This window comes from bacterium, assembly GCA_021372535.1.
Lineage (GTDB): Bacteria > Latescibacterota > Latescibacteria > Latescibacterales > Latescibacteraceae > JAFGMP01.
Genome location: JAJFUH010000183.1, coordinates 90,597 through 109,531 on the forward strand (window position 1 = coordinate 90,597; position 18,935 = coordinate 109,531).

The 18,935-nt window shown below is 50.3% G+C and carries 10 protein-coding genes and 1 tRNA gene; 2 read left to right on the forward strand and 9 right to left on the reverse strand.

Annotated features, from left to right (window positions below; translation table 11 throughout):
- Positions 1-238 precede the first annotated feature (238 nt).
- Positions 239-4,177, forward strand: coding sequence for a PQQ-like beta-propeller repeat protein (locus LLG96_16390; GenBank protein MCE5251789.1), 3,939 nt, complete (start codon positions 239-241; stop codon positions 4,175-4,177).
- A 351-nt stretch (positions 4,178-4,528) separates the two neighbouring features.
- Here the strand turns inward: LLG96_16390 and LLG96_16395 are convergent, their stop codons facing one another.
- The 6 genes from LLG96_16395 to LLG96_16420 form a co-directional block, all read right to left on the reverse strand.
- On the reverse strand, positions 4,529-6,676 hold the full coding sequence (locus tag LLG96_16395; protein MCE5251790.1) for a hypothetical protein: 2,148 nt from the start codon (positions 6,674-6,676) through the stop codon (positions 4,529-4,531).
- Between the two features lie 209 nt (positions 6,677-6,885).
- Positions 6,886-9,042, reverse strand: coding sequence for a transglutaminase-like domain-containing protein (locus LLG96_16400; protein MCE5251791.1), 2,157 nt, complete (start codon positions 9,040-9,042; stop codon positions 6,886-6,888).
- A gap of 162 nt (positions 9,043-9,204) precedes the next feature.
- Positions 9,205-11,346, reverse strand: a complete 2,142-nt coding sequence (locus tag LLG96_16405; GenBank protein ID MCE5251792.1) for a transglutaminase-like domain-containing protein — start codon at positions 11,344-11,346, stop codon at positions 9,205-9,207.
- Positions 11,347-11,823: 477 nt separating this feature from the next.
- A complete protein-coding gene (locus LLG96_16410) occupies positions 11,824-13,389 on the reverse strand; it encodes a hypothetical protein (protein MCE5251793.1) in 1,566 nt (521 codons plus the stop codon).
- A gap of 365 nt (positions 13,390-13,754) precedes the next feature.
- The gene (locus tag LLG96_16415; GenBank protein ID MCE5251794.1) at positions 13,755-15,905 is read right to left on the reverse strand and encodes a transglutaminase-like domain-containing protein; all 2,151 of its coding nucleotides are present in this window, start codon (positions 15,903-15,905) and stop codon (positions 13,755-13,757) included.
- A 181-nt stretch (positions 15,906-16,086) separates the two neighbouring features.
- The gene (locus LLG96_16420) at positions 16,087-16,764 is read right to left on the reverse strand and encodes a nitroreductase family protein (protein ID MCE5251795.1); all 678 of its coding nucleotides are present in this window, start codon (positions 16,762-16,764) and stop codon (positions 16,087-16,089) included.
- 265 nt (positions 16,765-17,029) lie between these two features.
- On the opposite strand from LLG96_16420, the gene LLG96_16425 reads away from it, so the two are divergent.
- A tRNA-Gly gene (locus LLG96_16425) sits at positions 17,030-17,104 on the forward strand.
- A 79-nt stretch (positions 17,105-17,183) separates the two neighbouring features.
- Here the strand turns inward: LLG96_16425 and LLG96_16430 are convergent.
- The 3 genes from LLG96_16430 to LLG96_16440 form a co-directional block, all read right to left on the reverse strand.
- On the reverse strand, positions 17,184-18,257 hold the full coding sequence (locus tag LLG96_16430) for a Gfo/Idh/MocA family oxidoreductase (GenBank protein ID MCE5251796.1): 1,074 nt from the start codon (positions 18,255-18,257) through the stop codon (positions 17,184-17,186).
- 56 nt (positions 18,258-18,313) lie between these two features.
- A complete protein-coding gene (locus tag LLG96_16435; GenBank protein MCE5251797.1) occupies positions 18,314-18,613 on the reverse strand; it encodes a hypothetical protein in 300 nt (99 codons plus the stop codon).
- A gap of 83 nt (positions 18,614-18,696) precedes the next feature.
- Positions 18,697-18,935 (reverse strand): hypothetical protein (locus LLG96_16440; protein ID MCE5251798.1); only part of this gene is annotated, 239 nt, incomplete at its 5' end.

Consider the following 18,935-nt stretch of genomic DNA (forward strand, 5'->3'; position numbering starts at 1 on the left):
ATTTGTGATGACAATCACTTTTTAAACAAGTAATATAATCGGAAACATTTGTACTTGTATAAATCATTTTTATGTATCATGTTTTTATTGTGGAACTGTCGGAGCTTTAGACCCATTCATTGTGTTTATTAAAGCGTATAAGTTATTCTGAGTTTTCCTGTTATATTATAACATACCAGTCAATTCTGTTAATCTGTATTGTTTTTACAACGAATACGTTTTTTCAAAGGCGGTTACAATGAATATTTCCGGACGCTTGTCATGTGTTGTAATATGTTTCATTATTATCGTGGGATTTTTCCCCCGGAATGCCGTATATGCATATAAGGAGAACAATGATTATATTCCCGGAGCCTTTCCGAAAAAACCTATTGAAAAAAATTTCACGATTCCGCTCGATCCACAGGAATTGATAGTTATCTACCCTGCTGCGGCAAAACCTCATGTTCAGGAAATGCAGGCTCTTCTGGCATCGAAATGCGGGAGCACAATCCCCTTCCGGTGCGCCGATGAACCGCTCGAAAACGAGCTCGGCCTCAAACACCTCATTATCATCGGGAATATTTCCGATAATCGCTATGCGCTCGATCTCTACAAACGCCGGTTCGCCTTTGCAGATGCGTATTTCCCTGGCGCCGGCGGAGTGATCGTTCATCCCGCCGCATCGATCTGGAATACCGGTCGGTCGGTCATGGTCATCGGAGTAAGCCGTGACGAGGACATCATGCCCGGTTTCGAGCAATTCGTAAACCTCATCGAACAGGGCGCATCGACCCTCGGAATAATGCACTATCTCAAGTCCGATCTTGAATTACCGAAACCTCCGGACAGTGTGGATTCAACTCTCGACAACGTGCGGCAGAACCTTCGAACCACCATGGCGCCCTATTGGAGCATAGCGAACTGGGGACTTTTGTACTTTCTCAGCGGTGATAAAAAATGGGCGGAGCATTTCCGCGATGGATTCTATCTGTGCCACGAACGCGCGGAAAAAACAGGGCAGTGGGTTCCAGAGGGATGGACGAATCTCTACTTCAACCTCTGGAAGATGGTGTATGCGTGGGAGCTGATCGATGACGATCCCTTTTTCACCCCCGCAGACCGGAAGATCATCGAAGAGGTTCTCTGGGGGTATATGACATTCGTCCGGTGGCTGCCCAACCTCGATGTACAGAATGCGCCCCTCGACGAGGGCAGGCAGAACCATACCACTTTTCTCGCTCTGAGCCTCTATTACTCTCACCGGTATTTTACGGAGAAATATGATATCGCCGGTCTCGATTCGATGGTCGAGAAATACCGGCGTGCCTTCGACAGGGGGCAGGAGCACTCGTTCCGTCCCAATGACGACGCAGGAAATTATTTTTATCTCTCGCCGCTCCACCTGCTTACGTACGATATGTCGCGCGGCGATGATTCTTTCTGTTCGAGTAACCGCCTTCGTTCGCTCATAGATCTCGTGACCGCAACAATCGACAACCGCCGTGATCCGGTGAGCCTGGGGGATGTGGGCGGATATTCCCACCGGGCTAAAGGTTCCGCGCGGGGCATGGAGCTCAAGTTTTACGGCATGGGTGCCTGGTTTTACGGTGATGGCCAGTATCAGTGGCTCTACAACTGGGGGTCGAAGGAACGGGTCATCAGCCTCGACACCATGAAAAGCGGCGACAAAAAAGGGGAAAACCCTATACAGATGCATTTCGGCGCCGACCGTGTTTTCTCCGTAGAGGACATGTACAGCGGAATATACGCTGTCGATATCCCTGAAGAAGAGCCGTCCCGGTTTGTCGGTGTGTTCCCCGTATTGCTCGATGAGGGAGCGCTCAGGTGGAGCTCCCTGCGGACTCAGAACATTGCGCACCTGTCTGTTAAAGCCGGACGTTATTCTGACAAGATATCGTACCGGTGGAATTTCGATCCTCAGGATGAATATATGCTGCTCGATGGTATTTCCACCTTTTCGCATGGTCACCTTGACGGTAACACCATTTCCCGTCTTACCTGGAAAGACCGCATCTGGCTGTTTGACCTCGATTATATCAAGTCCACTCCGAAGTACCATAACGGTGTCACCGTAACCCGTAACGGTATTCAGGAAGACCCGCCGCCTCTGACAGTACTGGACTGCGCCGGTGATTTTGAAAAATTCGGTATTACACGCACGACTTCGCGGGATTATAACGGTGCAGACTGGGAGCGCACGATTATCTGGAGGAAGGGGAAGTATTTCCTGTTTCTCGACAGAATCAAAGCCCTCCGGGACGGCGATTTCCGGCTCGATGCCCGCTGGCGGACACGCGGTGATGTGGACCTCGCCGGAAACCTCCTCACCGTCCATCAGGGCGACAAGACCTTTTTCATAAAGAGCGCCGATGAAGCCGAACGCCGCCTGGAATATGAGGCCGATGGTTCCCGGAGCCGCTGGAACTACCCGTACGGTAACGGAAAGACCACAATCAGCCATGCCCGCAGAGACATCACCATGACACCCGGTGATTCCTGGATATTTGCCAACCTCATGTACGCCGTTGACGATTATGAGGAACTACCCCGGAATCTTTACAAGGTCGGGGAGGGGATGTATATCGTTGACGATTCCGAAAGCCCGGATCTTATCGGATTGAATGCCGATGCCCTTGCCGACGAGGGTGTCTATACCGATTGCAGCCTTTTTGTTCAGGATTCGCGGTACATCTGGCTGCTCGATACGACATTTCTCGGTTTCAGAAATTCATATATCGAAGCCCCCGGGAAGGTGCATTTCGAGATAAATTACCGGAGACGGACCGGGAAGCTCATCGTACCGGAGGAAAGTACGGGGACGTTTAAAATCCGTAACCTCGAATTCAGGGAAATCGGACCGCTGGAAGATGAAAAGAAAGATACAGTGCGTCTCGGGTCCGGCACGTATACCTTCAACTTCGATTTTACCTTTAAGGGTGATTTCTGGAAAAACCGCGTGCCGTTCATGTCGGTGACTTCGGCCGCAGAAAGAATCAATCCCGAATCCGGTCTTAAAAAGTTCGAAGATTTCGGAATCGAACGTATAAAAGAGTATGCGAGCGATGATTCTGTCACCGTTGTGTGCAGTGCGGGATTATCGGGTTATATAGCCGGTGACACGAAGGGCAGGGTAACCAGATATGATAAAAATGGTGGCCATGTTCTGTTTACTGTTCCTTCCAGTCGCCCAGTCACGTGCATGGCTGCCGCCGATGTGAACCATGATGGCTCCATCGAGATTATCGCGGGTGATGACAGCGAGAATCTCTATTGTTTCGGTGAGAATGGTTCACAGCTCTGGACTCATAAGCTGACCATGTATTACGGTACCGATGCGAATGCGGTCGATATAGTGGTCGGCGACATCGATGGTACGGGATCGTCCACCATCCTCGTTTCAACAGCCGGATGGAAACTGTATGCTTTCAAGCCTGATGGCTCTGTCCGGTGGGAATGTTTTACCTATTATCACCCCGAGACCCGTATCGGAATTCTCCGGCATCGCGACGGTAAGATATTTATTGCGGTCGGTACGGAGTATCATACACCGCTCAATATGGTTTCACCGAAGGATGGCAAAGTGATATGGTACACATGGGAAGAGATGGGAAGCGAATTCCTGTCGGTGACCGACTACTGCGGTTTTCACCTGACCGACATGGTGTTTGCCGATACGAACGGTGATGGGAATGAGGAAGTGGTTTTCGGCACAAAATATAACCGGATTTATGCTCTCGAGCCCGCAACCGGAAAAACACAGTGGAATGCCAACACCGGAGGAGAAGTGACTGTGATGAAAACGCTCACAACCTCCCATGACGGCATGACCGCCATACTTGTGGGCACCGATGCCGGAGATATTATCCTCTATAACCTGAAGGGCGAGCGGATACGGGCAGTCAGCCTTGGCCGGGGTATTACTGATATAAAGGTGTTTCCGGCAACTCAGCACAGGCGAACCGATATCGCTGCGGGTACCGAAGACGGCAGGATTGTCGTTCTCGACGAGGATTTCCGGGTACGCGCCGGGCTGTCGCTCGAAAATGCCGCTGTCAAACAGATACTGGCCGGTGAATATGCCAGCGAGCAGTATGAATTTTCAGTGGTTACCGACCGCTCCATTCAGGTTATGAGCTATCACCCGTACTACCTGAAAAAATCGCGCCACTACTGATCGATATAAGTCGTAATTCGGAAAACCGGAATATGGTTTATAGTTTGTGGTCTATGGTTTGTGGTTATTTATTCCGGTTATCCAGTTTGATAAGCATAGAAAACTTTATTTAATCAGAATTGAAAATTTTTTTCGATAGTATGTGATCCCCCTGCCTATGGCATCCCACCTTTTTAAAGGGGGAGCGGCTATTTGGGCACTTTCATCCCCCTTTCTATTATAAGGGGGAAACGGCGAAGCCGAGAGGGATCAATCTGTTAGCTGATTTAACTGGATAACCGGTTTTTAAAACTGCAACGTACCTGAATTTTTTACCATAAACGATAAACAAGAAACCAAGAAATCTCGTTTTTATTCTATTTTCCATTCGTTGAGCGGCATGACGACATGATTGACCGTTATGCGTGATGGTTTGCCTCCGACACCAGACTTGCTGACAGCCCTGACGAGGAGCGTATTCCTGCCGGGAACAAGAAGCCATGTCCACCGTTCTTCCGCCTGCTCCCAGCCGGTGTTGTCCACGTTTACTTCGTAATGGCTGAAATTGGGCGTATAGGTTTCGAATTCCATGAAAAGCCGGTCGTTTCCATATCCCTGGGTGATAGTCAGGTGGACGGTGTTCAGATCAGGCCACATGTCACGCGGCCGGTCAGTGTACCAGTTGTACTGACCACGAGGAGGGGTTCTGTTGTCATACCAGTTGACATACCCCTGCCAGAAATATCCGCCGCCGTAATGGGACAATGGCCTCGGAAAGGGTTTTGAATAGAAATTGTTCCGGGGCATCATGCGCATGATCCGCGATTCCATGAAGCCGGTATAAGCATTCGCCTGATGATCGTGGTAGGTAAGCGAGCTCCGGATGATCGGTGGTTTGTCCTTCCTGTCCTTGAATGAATCGGTGCTGACACGGTAATCGGTTGCCCAGTCCATGGGTCGGTCAGGATAGAAGTAGTCGAGGTAACGGTTATGGAGTTCGAGGAAGCTCAGCGGTTCGCCGGTATGGATATCGCAGAGGATGTGATTCGGGAAAAACGCATCGAAATAAATCCACTTGCCGTACTCGTCATTCCAGACCTCGCACACCTCATGACCGTCCACGCCGATAAGCCGCCCCTGCCAGCCGTATACCATGCATAATCCGACAAAAAAGAGATTTTCCTGGATACACATTCCGCCCCCGCCTCCCTTGTTGACACGTTCCACAATCGAGAGAGCGTCCCACTCCGGATACTCGGGATTCGGAGGTGTCCACTGCCAGCGTTTCCGGGCGTAATCGAGCAGTTTCATCTGGGCTTCGAGCTCGGTGCGACTTCCGGCGATGACCTTGTCGAGATTTTCACGCTTCCGCAATGTCGTGAGCTCAGGTCTGTCCCATGGTTCCCATTCCCATGGTACCGAAGGATATTTAACCGGCGGATTGTCGATTTCGGTTACATGAATGTTCTTGTGGAGCGGCACGGGAAAGCTTTCTTCAAAATCCGCTGTAATGCGGGCGGATTTAATGACCGGGCTGACGAGCGGATTATCGGTTGAAAGAATAGCCTTGAACTGGAGATACCGCCTGTTGAACACACCCCCGTCGATTTCAAGATCAACGGAGGGTCCGTTTCCGGCAGGTTCATAGGGCTCCCAGTTCTTCGAATACGGGCCCGGGCTTGTTCCTTTCCGGATATAAAGTGAGAGCGTCGAGCCCGGAGGAACTTCGGACATGACGGAGAATTTCAATTTCTTGATGGTCCTCATCTGCATGATGACCGTATCGGAATCGCCTTTCCAGAGGTCGATAACCGGGCTTTCCAGCCATCCGGTTTTGACATGCCGTTCGAGACTTATCCGCACAGAGTATTCGGCGCGGAGCTTATTGTCGGCTCCGAAAGAACTTTTTTTCCATGATCTGCCGCCGTCGAAGGATTTATAGGAAGTTTCTCCGACAGACGTCGGGTCACCACCTCCTGCCTCGTATTCGTCTGCCCGCGCCAGCTGCAGTATCCAGCCCTCCTTTTCCGTTTGAGCCTCGGGGCAGGAGAGATCGATGACATTCTCTCCCTTCTTGAGCCATTCGACAGGAAATTCGATCCAGCGGACTGTTTCCCAGCCTTTCCGTTCAGTATTGTCGACCTGTGTCCGGTGCCCGTTAATTTCGCACGTAAGCGGAAATTTTGGATTACGGTTCGGGAAGAGATACAGCCAGGCTTTGTGCGCCCGTGGATCATCAATTGTCAGTACTTTCCGCGCCCTGTTTTTTCCCCAGACGCTGTCGATATAAATCCCTTTGTCGCTGGTGCCTGCTCCCGGGCTGTCGTTTTCGATGAGGTCCACGTTGAACAGGCACACGCCTCCGTCCGGATGTTTCATGAGCATGTGCATGAATCCCGTGTCGTAGATCGTTTCCGCGTCGGCGCTCCATGTGACAGTCTCGATCTCCGCATGAACCGGAGCGATACTCACCATGAAGAACGCGACCGATTCCATCAATACAATCAATATTTTTCGCATTGAACACACTCCGGGAGAATTATTGCTCCGATGGTTAAATATGTAAAACCGAATCATATAAGTTTTTAAAAATTACAAACACATAGATTCAGCTGAAAATTCCTCATAAAAAAGAGGGATGCCCGCCTCGCCGTCTCGTTGCTCTGTCGCAGCGGAGCGGGAGGACAATGAATGGGGCTTCATCCCATCATCCAGATTATTATAACAGCCTATTTATAATTCATATAATCTGCAAGCGGCGCATCGGCATGATTGATTACACACGTTGACGGCTTTCCTTTCGCGCCGAGTTTATTGACCGCACGTACGGCAATAGTGTTCCTCCCGGACTGGAGCAGCCATGTCCAGCGGTCGCCGACCTTTTTCCAGCCGGTGTCGTCAACATTGACCTCGTAATGGCTGAAATTGGGTGTGTAGGTTTCAAACCTCAGGAAGAGACGGTCGTTGCCGAATCCCGTTGTCGCATCGACGTGCACCTTGTTGAGGTCGGGCCACATGTCGCGGGGACGGTCGGTCTGCCATGAGTATTTACGGTTCGGCGGCGTCCGGTTGTCGTACCAGTTGATATAGCCGTTCCAAGCCAGACAGCCGCTGTACCCGTGGGTCAGGGGCACCGGATACGGTTTCTCGTACCAGTTGTTTCGAGGCACCATGCGCATGAACCCCGCATTGATCAGACCGGTGAATCCCTCCATCGGTCCGCCGTAAAACTTGTGCTGGGTGAGCGAGCCGCGTTTGACCGGGGGAAGATCGTTTTCCCGGAGCTTTTTCCAGTCGAACATATCGTTCATCCAGTCGAGGGTCTGTCCCGGGAAAAAGTAGTCGAGGTAACGTTTGTGGAGCTCGAGCATACCGAGCGGTTCACAGGTCACGGCATCGTAATTGTATTGATTCACATAATCGGCGTCGAGGAATATCCATTTGCCGTATTCATCGTTCCAGACCTCGACAACTTCGTGGATGGCGCAGTTGACAATCCGGGCCTGCCATCCGTACGCCATGCAGAGACCGCCGAGAACGCTGTTGAAATGGAGGCAGTAACCGCCCGCGCCCGCCTTGTCGATACGGTCGAGAATGCTCTTGGCATCCCATCCCGGAAACTCGGGCATCGGGTCGGAGTGGCGCCACCGTTTTGTAACATCGTCGAGAAGCTTCACCTGTGCATCGAACTGCGTTCTGCTTCCGGCAATGACCTCATCGAGATTTTCACGCTCCCTGATTTCTTTAAATTCGGGGCGGTCCCATTTTTCCCATTCCCAGTTCACCGATGAATATTTAATAGGCGGATTCTCATATTCGACTACATGGATGTTTTTATGGAGTGGGACGCGCTCGAACAGTTCAGCGGTCACCCGGGCTGATTTTATAATCGGGCTTTTCAGGGGATCGTCCGAATACAGAACGGCCTTAAACTGAACATACCGTCTGTTGAGATCGGCTCCACCGGTTTCAAAGTCAAGACGGGGAGTACTGCCGATGAACTGGTATGGTTCCCATTCATCCGAGAAGGGCTGCGGGTTTGTTCCCTTTCGAAAATAATACTCGATTCTGGTTCCTGCGGGGACTTCGGAATCGATGGTCAGTGTCATTTTCCCGATCTCACGGAGCGGTACGATAAAGCTGTCCGAGTCTCCTTTCCAGAGATCGATAACAGGGCTTTCCAGCCATCCCGAGCGGACAAATCGGTCGAGGCTGAGACGGATGCCGTACTCCGCCCTGTCTTTCTGTTCAGCTCCGAATGGGCTCTGTTTCCATGTTTTTCCACCATCGAAGGATTTAAAGGATGATTCACCGACATGGGCCGGATCGCCCCCGCCGTAAATGAATTCATCAGCCCGTGATATCTGGAGTTCCCATCCCTCTTTTTCGGTTTGAGCCTCCGGGCAATACAACTCAATGACATTCTTGCCCTTTTTAAGCCACTGTGCCGGAAATTCACTCCAGCGATACCATTCGACATTTTTCGTGATATCCCATGTCGGAATCTGATTCTCGTTCCCGTTCACCGTGAACCTGAGGGGATATTTTCCTGACCGGTAATTGGGGAGCACGACAATCCATGCCGAATATGCACGCGGATCATCGAGATACAGGATTTTTCGTGCCCTGAAAGCGCCCCAGATGGTATCGGTGTATACTCCTTTTTCACTCTGTCCAGAACCGGGAGCATCGTTCTCGATGAGGTCCATGTTGAATAGACAGACGCCGCCATCAGGATTTTTCATGAGCATGTGCATAAACCCGGTGTCATACACCATTTCGGTGTCGCCGCCCCATGAAGTATGCACAGTATCAGCATGGAGTGATGCCAGTCCTGGGGACAGTATTAAAGAAAGGAAAAAGACTGTTTTTGTTAAGTGTTTCATGATTGTCTCCCATATGACATGTATCGGTTGTTCAATTTCGAGCTCTCATCATGTACCATGCCCGAATACCTGATAGAATACGTTTTTCATCCCTCTCCTGTTTACGGGAGAAGGACCGGGGGTGAGGGTAATAATTCTATGAAACCGTATTTAAAAAGTTTCTCATTTATAATTCATATAGTCCGCCAGCGGAGCATCCGCATGATTGACAGCAAACGTTGATGGCTTTCCTTTTGCGCCGAGCTTGTTGACAGCGCGGACTGCAAGGGTGTTTCTCCCCGACTGGAGCAGCCATGTCCAGCGGTCGCCGACCTTTTTCCAGCCGGTATCGTCCACATTCACCTCGTAATGGCTGAAATTGGGTGTGTAGGTTTCGAACCTCAGAAAGAGGCGGCCGTTGCCGAATCCCGTTGTCGCATCGACATGCACCTTGTTGAGATCGGGCCACATATCGCGGGGACGGTCGGTTTGCCAGGTATACTTGCGGTTCGGCGGCGTCCGGCTGTCATACCAGTTGACATACCCGTTCCACGGCCAGTTCGTGCCGCTGCCGTGCGTGACCGGGCGCGGATAGGGCTTTTCGTACCAGTTGTTCCGGGGTATCAGGCGCATGAACGCCGCATTGATGAAGCCCGTCAGCACCGTGTTCTGGTGGTCGGTCAGCGAACCGCGCTTCACCGATGGCGGCTGGTCCTCCTTGAGCTTGAACCAGTCGAATTTGTCGTTCATCCAGTCGAGCGTGTGTCCGGGAAAGTAGTAGTCGAGATACCGCTCATGGAGTTCGAGGAGATTGAGCGGCTCCGCAGTCTCGACATCATAATTGTAGTGGTTTTCGTAATCGGCGTCAAAAAACACCCACTTGCCGTAGTCGTCGTTCCAGACCTCCACGACCTCGTGAATGACGACGTTGACGATTCGCGCCTGCCAGCCGTACGCCATGCACATACCCGCAAGGAGATTATTGAATGTCAGGCAGTATCCGCCGCCGCCTGTGGTCTCAACCCGGTTGAGTATGGACAGGGCGTCCCATCCCGGGAATTCGGGGAACGGGCTGCTGTGACGCCAGCGGCGTGTCACATAATCAAGGAGCCTGACCTGCGCGTCCAGTTCGGTCCTGCTCCCCTCGATGACCTCGTCGAGGTTCTCGCGTTCGCGGAGTTCTTTGAACTCGGGGCGGTCCCATTTTTCCCATTCCCAGTCGAGAGAGGAATATCTGATTGGTGGATTGTCGCTCGTAACGACATGGATGTTCCGGGGGAGCGGAACACGTTCGAACAGTTCAGCGGTGACTCGCGCCGACTTGACAACGGGGGTGAGGAGGGGGTTTTCGGTCGAAAGTACAACTTTAAACTGAATATAGCGACGGTTGAGTTTGGCATCACCCGTTTCGAAGTCGAGACTGGGGCCGTTGCCTATGAACTCGTACGGTTCCCATGTGGCTGAAAATGGCTGCGGATCGGTGCCCTTGCGAAAATAGTACTCGATCTTCGTTCCTTGGGGCATCTCGGATTCGATGACCAGTTTCATCTTTCCGATTTCGCGGAGCGGGACGATGAAATCGTTCGAGTCGCCCTTCCAGAGGTCTATTACCGGGCTTTCGAGCCATCCGGTTTTCACCGAGCGGTCGAGGCTGAGCCGGATCGAGTATTCGGCGCGTGTCTGTCCTAGGGGGCCGAACGGGCTCTCTTTCCATGATTCACCGCCATCCGTGGACTTGAACGATGTTTTCCCCACATCCTTCGGGTCGCCGCCGCCTGTCTCGAATTCATCGGCGCGCGATATGAAGATTTCCCATCCATCCTCGGCAGTCTGCGCTTCGGGACAGTACAGGTCGATAACATTCCTTCCCTTTTTGAGCCATTCCGCCGGAAACTCGCTCCAGCGGTACCATTCCTTGTTCTTTTCGGTGTCCCAGTTGGAAATCTGGCTTTCCCTGCCATTGACCGTGAATTTCAGGGGATATTTCCCCGATTTATAGTAGGGGAAAATGACCACCCATGCCGAATGAGCGCGGGGATCGTCCACATTGAGAATCTTCCGGGCGCGGTTTTTTCCCCAGATGATGTCGGTGCAGACGCCTTTTTCGCTCTGTCCAGCGCCGGGAGAGTCGTTTTCGACGAGGTCCATGTCGAAAAGACATACGCCGCCGTCCGGGTGTTTCATGAGCATGTGCATGAATCCGGTGTCATACACCATTTCGGCGCTGCCGCCCCATGTCGTGGTGACCGTGCCTGCATCGGCCGGTTTTAATCCCGAAAGAACAAGAAACATGACTGAAAGATACAGTACAACTTTCTTCTGCATGGAATGTCTCCTTGCTGAGTAAGGTAGTTATTGAGAATCGTAATAGTCATAGAGAGGATGATATAATAAAGTTACGGTTTTATCAAGCGATATGACACTGTTTTCCTGTCGTTTTTTCAGAGGTGTCCTGTCAGTTCAGTATAGTATAGAAACGGAATAGTAAGGTGGCAGAGGGGCAAAAAGACAAGGAGGTTAAAGCACATATAATAGCTTGAAAATATTAGAAATAATAAAATTTATATCCGTGAAAATCAGCCCAATCCGTGTTCCATTGAATAATGTGAATAACTCCCATGACCAGAGATGGTCACACCGAAGGCTGAAAAATGTATACAGGCTGTATATGGATTCCCGATTAAAGATTCGGGAATGACGGCGTTACAGGAATTCCTGACACTATGCTGGTGCTTCGGCACTTGGAACCGTTGATGCATTTTCAGATAAAACGTATCTACCCAATTGCCGGAAGCACTGTGCTCAATCAGTCCGTATTGCAACCACTTCCGGATTCACATTCTTGAATCTGGGCATGCACTCGCCATAATGAGCGTTGATATAGGTGGGATCGCAGATTATATATCTGCTGTTGTTATACTGTACGGAATCGCCGCTCTCCGAGCCCTTGAATTTTACCGCCGTTGCGACATGTCCGGGATAGTGAAGCCCTATCACATCGAGACCGAGCAGATTCCGTGTAAGAAACGCAAAAAGGAAGGATCGGTCCTCGCAGTCCGAAAACGGATAATAGAGGGTTTCTTCGGCGAACAGGTGCTTTTCTTTTCCGAACTGCTCTTCATCTGTCTGGTACTGGAACGCTGTCTGCACAAAACAGAGGAGCATGTTTACAGCCTCGTCTTCCGGCTGATTCCATATCACCGGCTTCAGACCGTTGAGGAGGGCATTTTTTGACTCGCTGTCGACGGAAGCACTGAAATAAACTTCGAAATTTGTCTGCGGGTAAAATTGATAAAAATCGATTATGTTCTGGTTGACATCCACCGGAATGGAGTATTCCTTGCCGGAATAACTGAATTTGTACGTTTTGGACACATACTTCTGAGTAACATCCGGTGACTGGTATATATTCATATCGATAAGCTTATCAGCGGCTTTATGGCTTCCCTCGTATGTATACAGCGATTTGACACTTTCGGGATTCGTTCCGAGAAAGGTAATATAATATGTTTTGTTATTGAGGGTATAGAACGGAACACCGAATAATGTCTGCTTTGAGGGAAGGAGAAGATACACCTGGCCGTCAACGAATCCGATACGGGCGTCATACCCGGATTTGATGAGCATGAACCAGACGAACAGATTGCGCTGCGTTGTCGGCGGGCCGTAAATGTTTTTCCCAACAGTATCCAGGAGCAGGCAAAATCCCCAGTCGTTCATGCGAAGCTGTTTTTTTACCTCGAAAAGCTGTTCGAGAGCTTTTTCATATGGGGACGAGCTGATGGTTTCCCAGAATGCGCTTATGGTCTTTTCCGAAACGGTCCCGGTCAGATTGACCTTCAATTTCGGGTCTATTGAAATTCTTACGGGAGTTCCATAAAAAATAAATGATACCGGCTCACCTTCGGGCTGCTGAATCTGAATGACTTTTTCCTTCTCCTTCGGCAGTTCCTTCTTCTGGGCCTGGGGCTTTTTTTCTTCAGGTACAGGTTCTTTGACAGGGGCTTTTTGCGGAACCTTCGCGGGGGCCTTTTCCGGCGTTTTCACCGGTGGTTTTGCGGGTTCTTTTTCGGGAGTTTTAACAGGCCGTGCCACAGGAGGTTCGACCGGTTTCGGTGTTGTGTCAGCTTCGAGCCCTTTAAAAACCTCCATTTCCTGCCATGCCTGGCTCAGTAATTGCGCAAAATCCTGATCGGCCTTTTTTTTCAGGTCATCGAATTCCTGTGTCACTTCTTTCTTCTGTTTATCAAACTCTTCCCGCTGTTTTTTTATAAAATCCTCGAAATCGTCCTTTTGTGCGGACAGAGGCGTAGAGAGAAGCACAACCATACCAAACGTCACCGTTATAAGGATATTCAGTTTTTTCATGGTTTTTGTCCTGTTTGGATAAATGATAATACTCCTCAGTGATATGGTTCTTATCTCCGGGCAAAAAGATGAACCTTTGCAATAATACAGTTTTTTTATATACCTATTAAAATATAAAACGAGAAAAAAGTCAATATCTCTTTGGTACAAGAGTTATTAACGATGAGCAGAATTACAATATATACCATACTTTTTTTAAAACATGATAACCGGATTTTTTTTCTCCGTGTCCTCCGTGTCTCCGTGGTTAAATTCTCCTTAACTTGCATGCTTGTGAAATAGCCCGAAAGATATACCGCACCGCAAAGAAAATGCCCTTCATACATGTGTGTACAAAGGGCATTTCTCTTTTACTGAAATATCTGTCAATAATTGAGATAATCGGCAAGGGGAGCATCGGCGTGATTGACGACAAACGCGGAGGGCTTTCCTTTGACGCCGGCTTTGCTGACCGCGCGGACTCCAAGTGTGTTTCTTCCGGACTGGAGGAGCCATGTCCAGCGCTCGCCGACTGCTTTCCAGCCCGTATCGTCGGCATTGACCTCAAAATGGCTGAAATTGGGCGTGTAAGTTTCGAACCTCAGGAACAGGCGGTCGTTCCCGAGCGTGGAAGTCGCATCGACGTGGACTTTATTGAGATCAGGCCACATGTCGCGGGGACGGTCGGTATGCCATGAATACTGGCGTTTCGGCGGTGTCCGGTCGTCGTACCAGCAGATGTAGCCGTCCCACGGCCACCAGGTGCTTCCGTGGGCAAGCGGTCGCGGATAGGGTTTTTCGTACCAGTTGTTACGGGGCACCATACGCATGAAGGCGGCGTTGATGAAACCCGAAACGGTGCCTTCCGGCACATAAGAAGAGGTCGGATGCTGCGAAAGCGAGCCGCGCTTGACCGGAACGGGTTTGTCGTCAACCTTTCCCATCCATGTTATCATATCATTCATCCAGTCGATGGGCCGGGTGGGGAAGTAGTAGTCGAGGTAAAGGCGGTGAAGTTCGAGCATACCGAGCGGCTCGGCTGTCAATGGGTCATAGTCGTAATTGTTCTCGAAATCCGCATCGATGAAAATCCATTTACCGTATTCGTCGTTCCAAACCTCGCAGATTTCGTGCCCGACGACATTGACGAGCCTCGCCTGCCAGCCGTAGCACATGCACAGCCCTGCAAGCGTGTTGTTGAACTGGATGCACATGCCCCCGCCGCCGGCGTTGTTGATGCGGTTGAGGATGGATTTCGCATCCCATGCCGGATACTCCGGGTGAGGGGAGGAGTGACGCCAGCGTTTGGTGACGTAATCGAGGAGCCTGACCTGTCCATCGAATTCGGTCCGGCAACCGGCTACAACCTCATCGAGGTTTTCGAGCGTACGGAGTTCTCTGAACTCGGGACGATCCCATTTTTCCCATTCCCAGTCGATCGATGAGTACTGTATTGAGGGATTATCGGTGGAAACGACATGGATGTTTCTGTTGAGAGGCACTCGTTCGAAAAGCTGAACCTCGACATTCGCCGATTTTACGATGGGACTCTTGAGCGGATCGGCCGTTTTCAGCTCGGCCCTGATCTGGATGTAACGGCGGGTCATGGTGTTTCCGTCGTAATCGAGAGAAACAGCCGCGCCATTTCCGACATATTCATACGGTCCCCATTCCTTTGAATAGGGGTCGGGGTCCGGGCCTTTTCGCAGGAAATATTCTATGCTGGCACCCTCGGGAACATCCGACCGGATTGAGATTTTCACATCTTTTATCTCACGGAGCGGAACGATGAAATCCGGTGAATCCCCCTTCCAGAGGTCTATTACCTGGCTCGCCAGCCATCCCTTGCTTACAAAGCGGTCGAGACTGATCCGAATCGAGTATTCGGCCCGTGTCTGTCCGAGAGGTCCGAACGGGCTTTCTTTCCATGATTCGCCGCCATCCGCGGATTTGAACGATGTTTTACCCACATCTTTCGGATCGCCGCCGCCAGTTTCAAACTCATCCGACCGTGCGATATATACTTCCCAGCCCTCGGCATCGCTTGAGGCTTCGGGACAGAACAGGTCGATCACGTTCCGGCCTTTTTTCAGCCATTCGGCGGGAAATTCGGCCCAGCGGTATACTTCCTGGTTTTTGGATGTATCCCACGTATTGACCTGACCTGCATTCCCGTTGATCTTGAATCTCAGCGGGGTTTTACCCTGGTGCACGGTGAACAGGACAAGCCATGCCTTGTTTGTCCGTATATCGTCGAGCATGATATATTTACGCGCCTGATTTTTACCCCATATGACATCGGTCGATACACCCTTTTCGCTGAAGCCGGCACCGGGAGCGTCATTCTGGATCAGCTCCATGTTAAAGAGGCATACGCCACCCTGGGGATGTTTCATGAGCATGTGCATGAAACCGTTGTCATAGATTTTTTCAGCGCTGCCGCCCCAGTTTACGGTGACCATTTCTGCCGAAACGGGTATAACGATCAAGCCGACCAACACCATTGAAACCATGACGATAATCATTTTCTTGCGCATTCCGGTTCCTCCTGACGCGCGGTTGAAATTTTTTCCATTAAGTCTATAATCTGATGCGATGTTATTACTTCGGCGAATAAATAATGCTACTCATATTTGGAATAGATGCCGAAACAAGTTCGGCATGACGTCTCCGATGTCACTGTTTATTCACCGGAGCAAAGGTATTTATGCCCGTTTCTTATTTTGGGTATCCAACCGTCTGTGCAAGCGTGATACGCTGTTCGGGACGAAGCCCCATGAGCTGAGCAAGAGCGTCTTTGTCGACCGAGCCGCGGACCACGGTTGCCAGACCTTCCGATGCACAATAAAGGTAGACATTCTGGCCGATGAAACCGGTGTCGGCGAAGGCGGTTTGTATCTTTCCTTCATCCGATCCGCCTCCCATCTTCGATAAATCGGCGACATAGACAAGATTCACCGGAGCCTCCCCGACAAACGCCTGTGTTCCGGTCGAGGACCGTATATCCTGGCCAAGAACCGGTATCAGCGCGTGTTCCCTGGCATCATAAAGATAAACAGCTCCGAAACTTGCGACATATATATCGATTTCCTGCCAGTTCATCGCGGAGGGAGCGGTGCGTCTCCCGGATTCGGGTCGATTGATGCCGAACGCTGCCCAGAGCAGGTCGGATATCACCTGCAGGGGCAGGGCATCAGTGCGGAATTCACGGGATGTCTGCCTGGCCTTGAGCGCCTGCATCAAAGGTTTTCCGCCGTCAGTCATTGGAGCGGGCAGTTTGATTGCCGTGAATTCCTGCTTGACAGTTGTCCTGAATTCCTGCGCGACAGTTGCCGATGAGAAAATAAACAGCATACACACTGTAATACACAGGATAGAGAAGATACGTTTTTTCACAAGAGTGCTCCCTTTTTTGTAGAACACGGATTTTCGCGGATCGGGCGGATTTTTACGGATCTGTTTTTTTATATGTGAACGATGAATTGTCACTAAAGATAATATTGTTAATCGTTTATCTCTCTTTGTGCCTTTGTGTTTTTTGTGGGGAAAATATTTCTATAAATAATCCGGTAAAAAAAGTGATCTAAAATATTGGTGGTCATTGCAGTGCATAAAAACCGTTGACGAATCCCGGCCCTTTCGATATATTTACACACACTGTGCGGGAGTAGTTCAGTGGTGGAACGCAAGCTTCCCAAGCTTGATGCCGCGGGTTCGATCCCCGTCTCCCGCTCCAGAATAATAACAAGGGCTTAGAGTATATTTCCAAGCCCTTTTTTTATTTCCTTTATAAGAGATGATACCTCTACGGTGAATCATTTCGCGGGCTTGAGAAAATTTCTCACCACCCACCAGCGAATGTCCTCCGAATACGGTACCGCATCATCGCCGCCGAGGGAATCCAGGCTCACCGCCCTTCCGGCCAGGCGTGAGACATTAGTAGCGGCGAGCGCACGGTGCTCCTCGAGAATGGCTTCGTATGGCCGCGGGATTTTCCGCTCGGCATAAAAGTCGTGTAATGCCCGGAACATGTAATCGAACAGATTCCCTCCAGCCGTAAAAGTCCGGTTTTCTCCTACCGCATAGGCATTGATGTGGAAGGGGCCGGGATAGTTGCCGATATGGTTCATCCCGATCATGGGTGGCTGCCCGTCATGTGATTTCCATGTCAGGATACACAGCGAAGTGCCGAAGGGCTTGTGTTCATCGATCCATTTGCCGAGGTCCATATTATATGTGCCGGTAAAGTACGCCGTGTCAATTCCGCCCCCGAACGCCGCATGGGCATAGTTGAAAACATGAGGAAACATCCAGGTGAAATGCTGCTCCGGGCAATATGCCTCGTATGTGCGTATCGGCCCCTTTTCTTTTGCGAATATCCGCATTTCCTCAACTTCGGGCTGGAATTCCAGCGATGAGGCGCTCATAAGCGGAGCGTTATACGTTTTTGCCAGACGGACCGTTTCCTCGGCATCGGTAATTGTTGAAGTAAACGGGCGGTTGATAAACACAGGCTTGCCCATTTCCAGCGCCGGACGGGCCAGTTCCAGAGCCCGACGGTAATCGGCGTGCTCCACGTGCACCGCATCGGATTCCTTCGCGAGTTTTACCGGATCGGCAATCACCTTCTCGAATCCCTGGGATTGCTTCAGTTTTTCGGCGACTCCGGGAGCGTCGTCCCAGACAGCATACGGGCGACATTTAACCTTGCCCTTCATTTCTTCAGGCGGGTTCAATAACCTTCCCAGAAAATTATGCGAGCCGAGACCGAGCTGCCCGATCTTGATCATTCCCATATTCTGAGCGAACGCCGGCGCGGTTTTTGTCGCAATAATACCCGTGATACCTGCCAGTGCCGCTTTCTCCATAAACGAACGACGCGTTTCCATGTAAATTTCCTTTCTCTGCCGGATTCTGAAGTCTTTTTTTACAACTAAAGAGCTCATCAGGAATTTTTTTTAGGCGCGACCTCATTGAGATAGTCCCAGTATTCTTTGGGACTTCCGGGTATGTTTTCAACCGTGAATTCCACTATCTGTGCTAATCCCTTGACCTTTTCCCGAAGCATGGGTTGCAGGCATCTCGGCACATGATCCTTATAGTGGCGATGAATACGTATGCAGTTGTAACAATCTCCATGAAATTCACAATGAATGTTAGGACATGAGCATTTCGCCTCGGCACCCGAAGCCAGCATGGCCCTGATTTCTTTGATTTCTTCAACAAATTCTTCTTTACTCTTCATAAAAGTATTCCTCCAGATACATGATGAATAATTTCTTTTTAAGATACTATTTATCATAACGCAGCGTCAAGACAGTTTAGGTTTTATTTTGTAACCCGGATCACCCGCGCGGGCGCAGGCCCCATTTTTCGTGGAATTGCCCCCCGGTTTTTCTCCGATGAGTTTACTTTGTTTTTTAAGCATGATATAGTATATTTTTCCAGGTTTACGAGTGACCGGTGATTTTCCGAGAATATAATCACGGGGATTTGTTTTATATCTATCGTACTTTTGTATTTCGATGTTGCAAATAAATAATTATCCTCAATGGTATACCCTACAG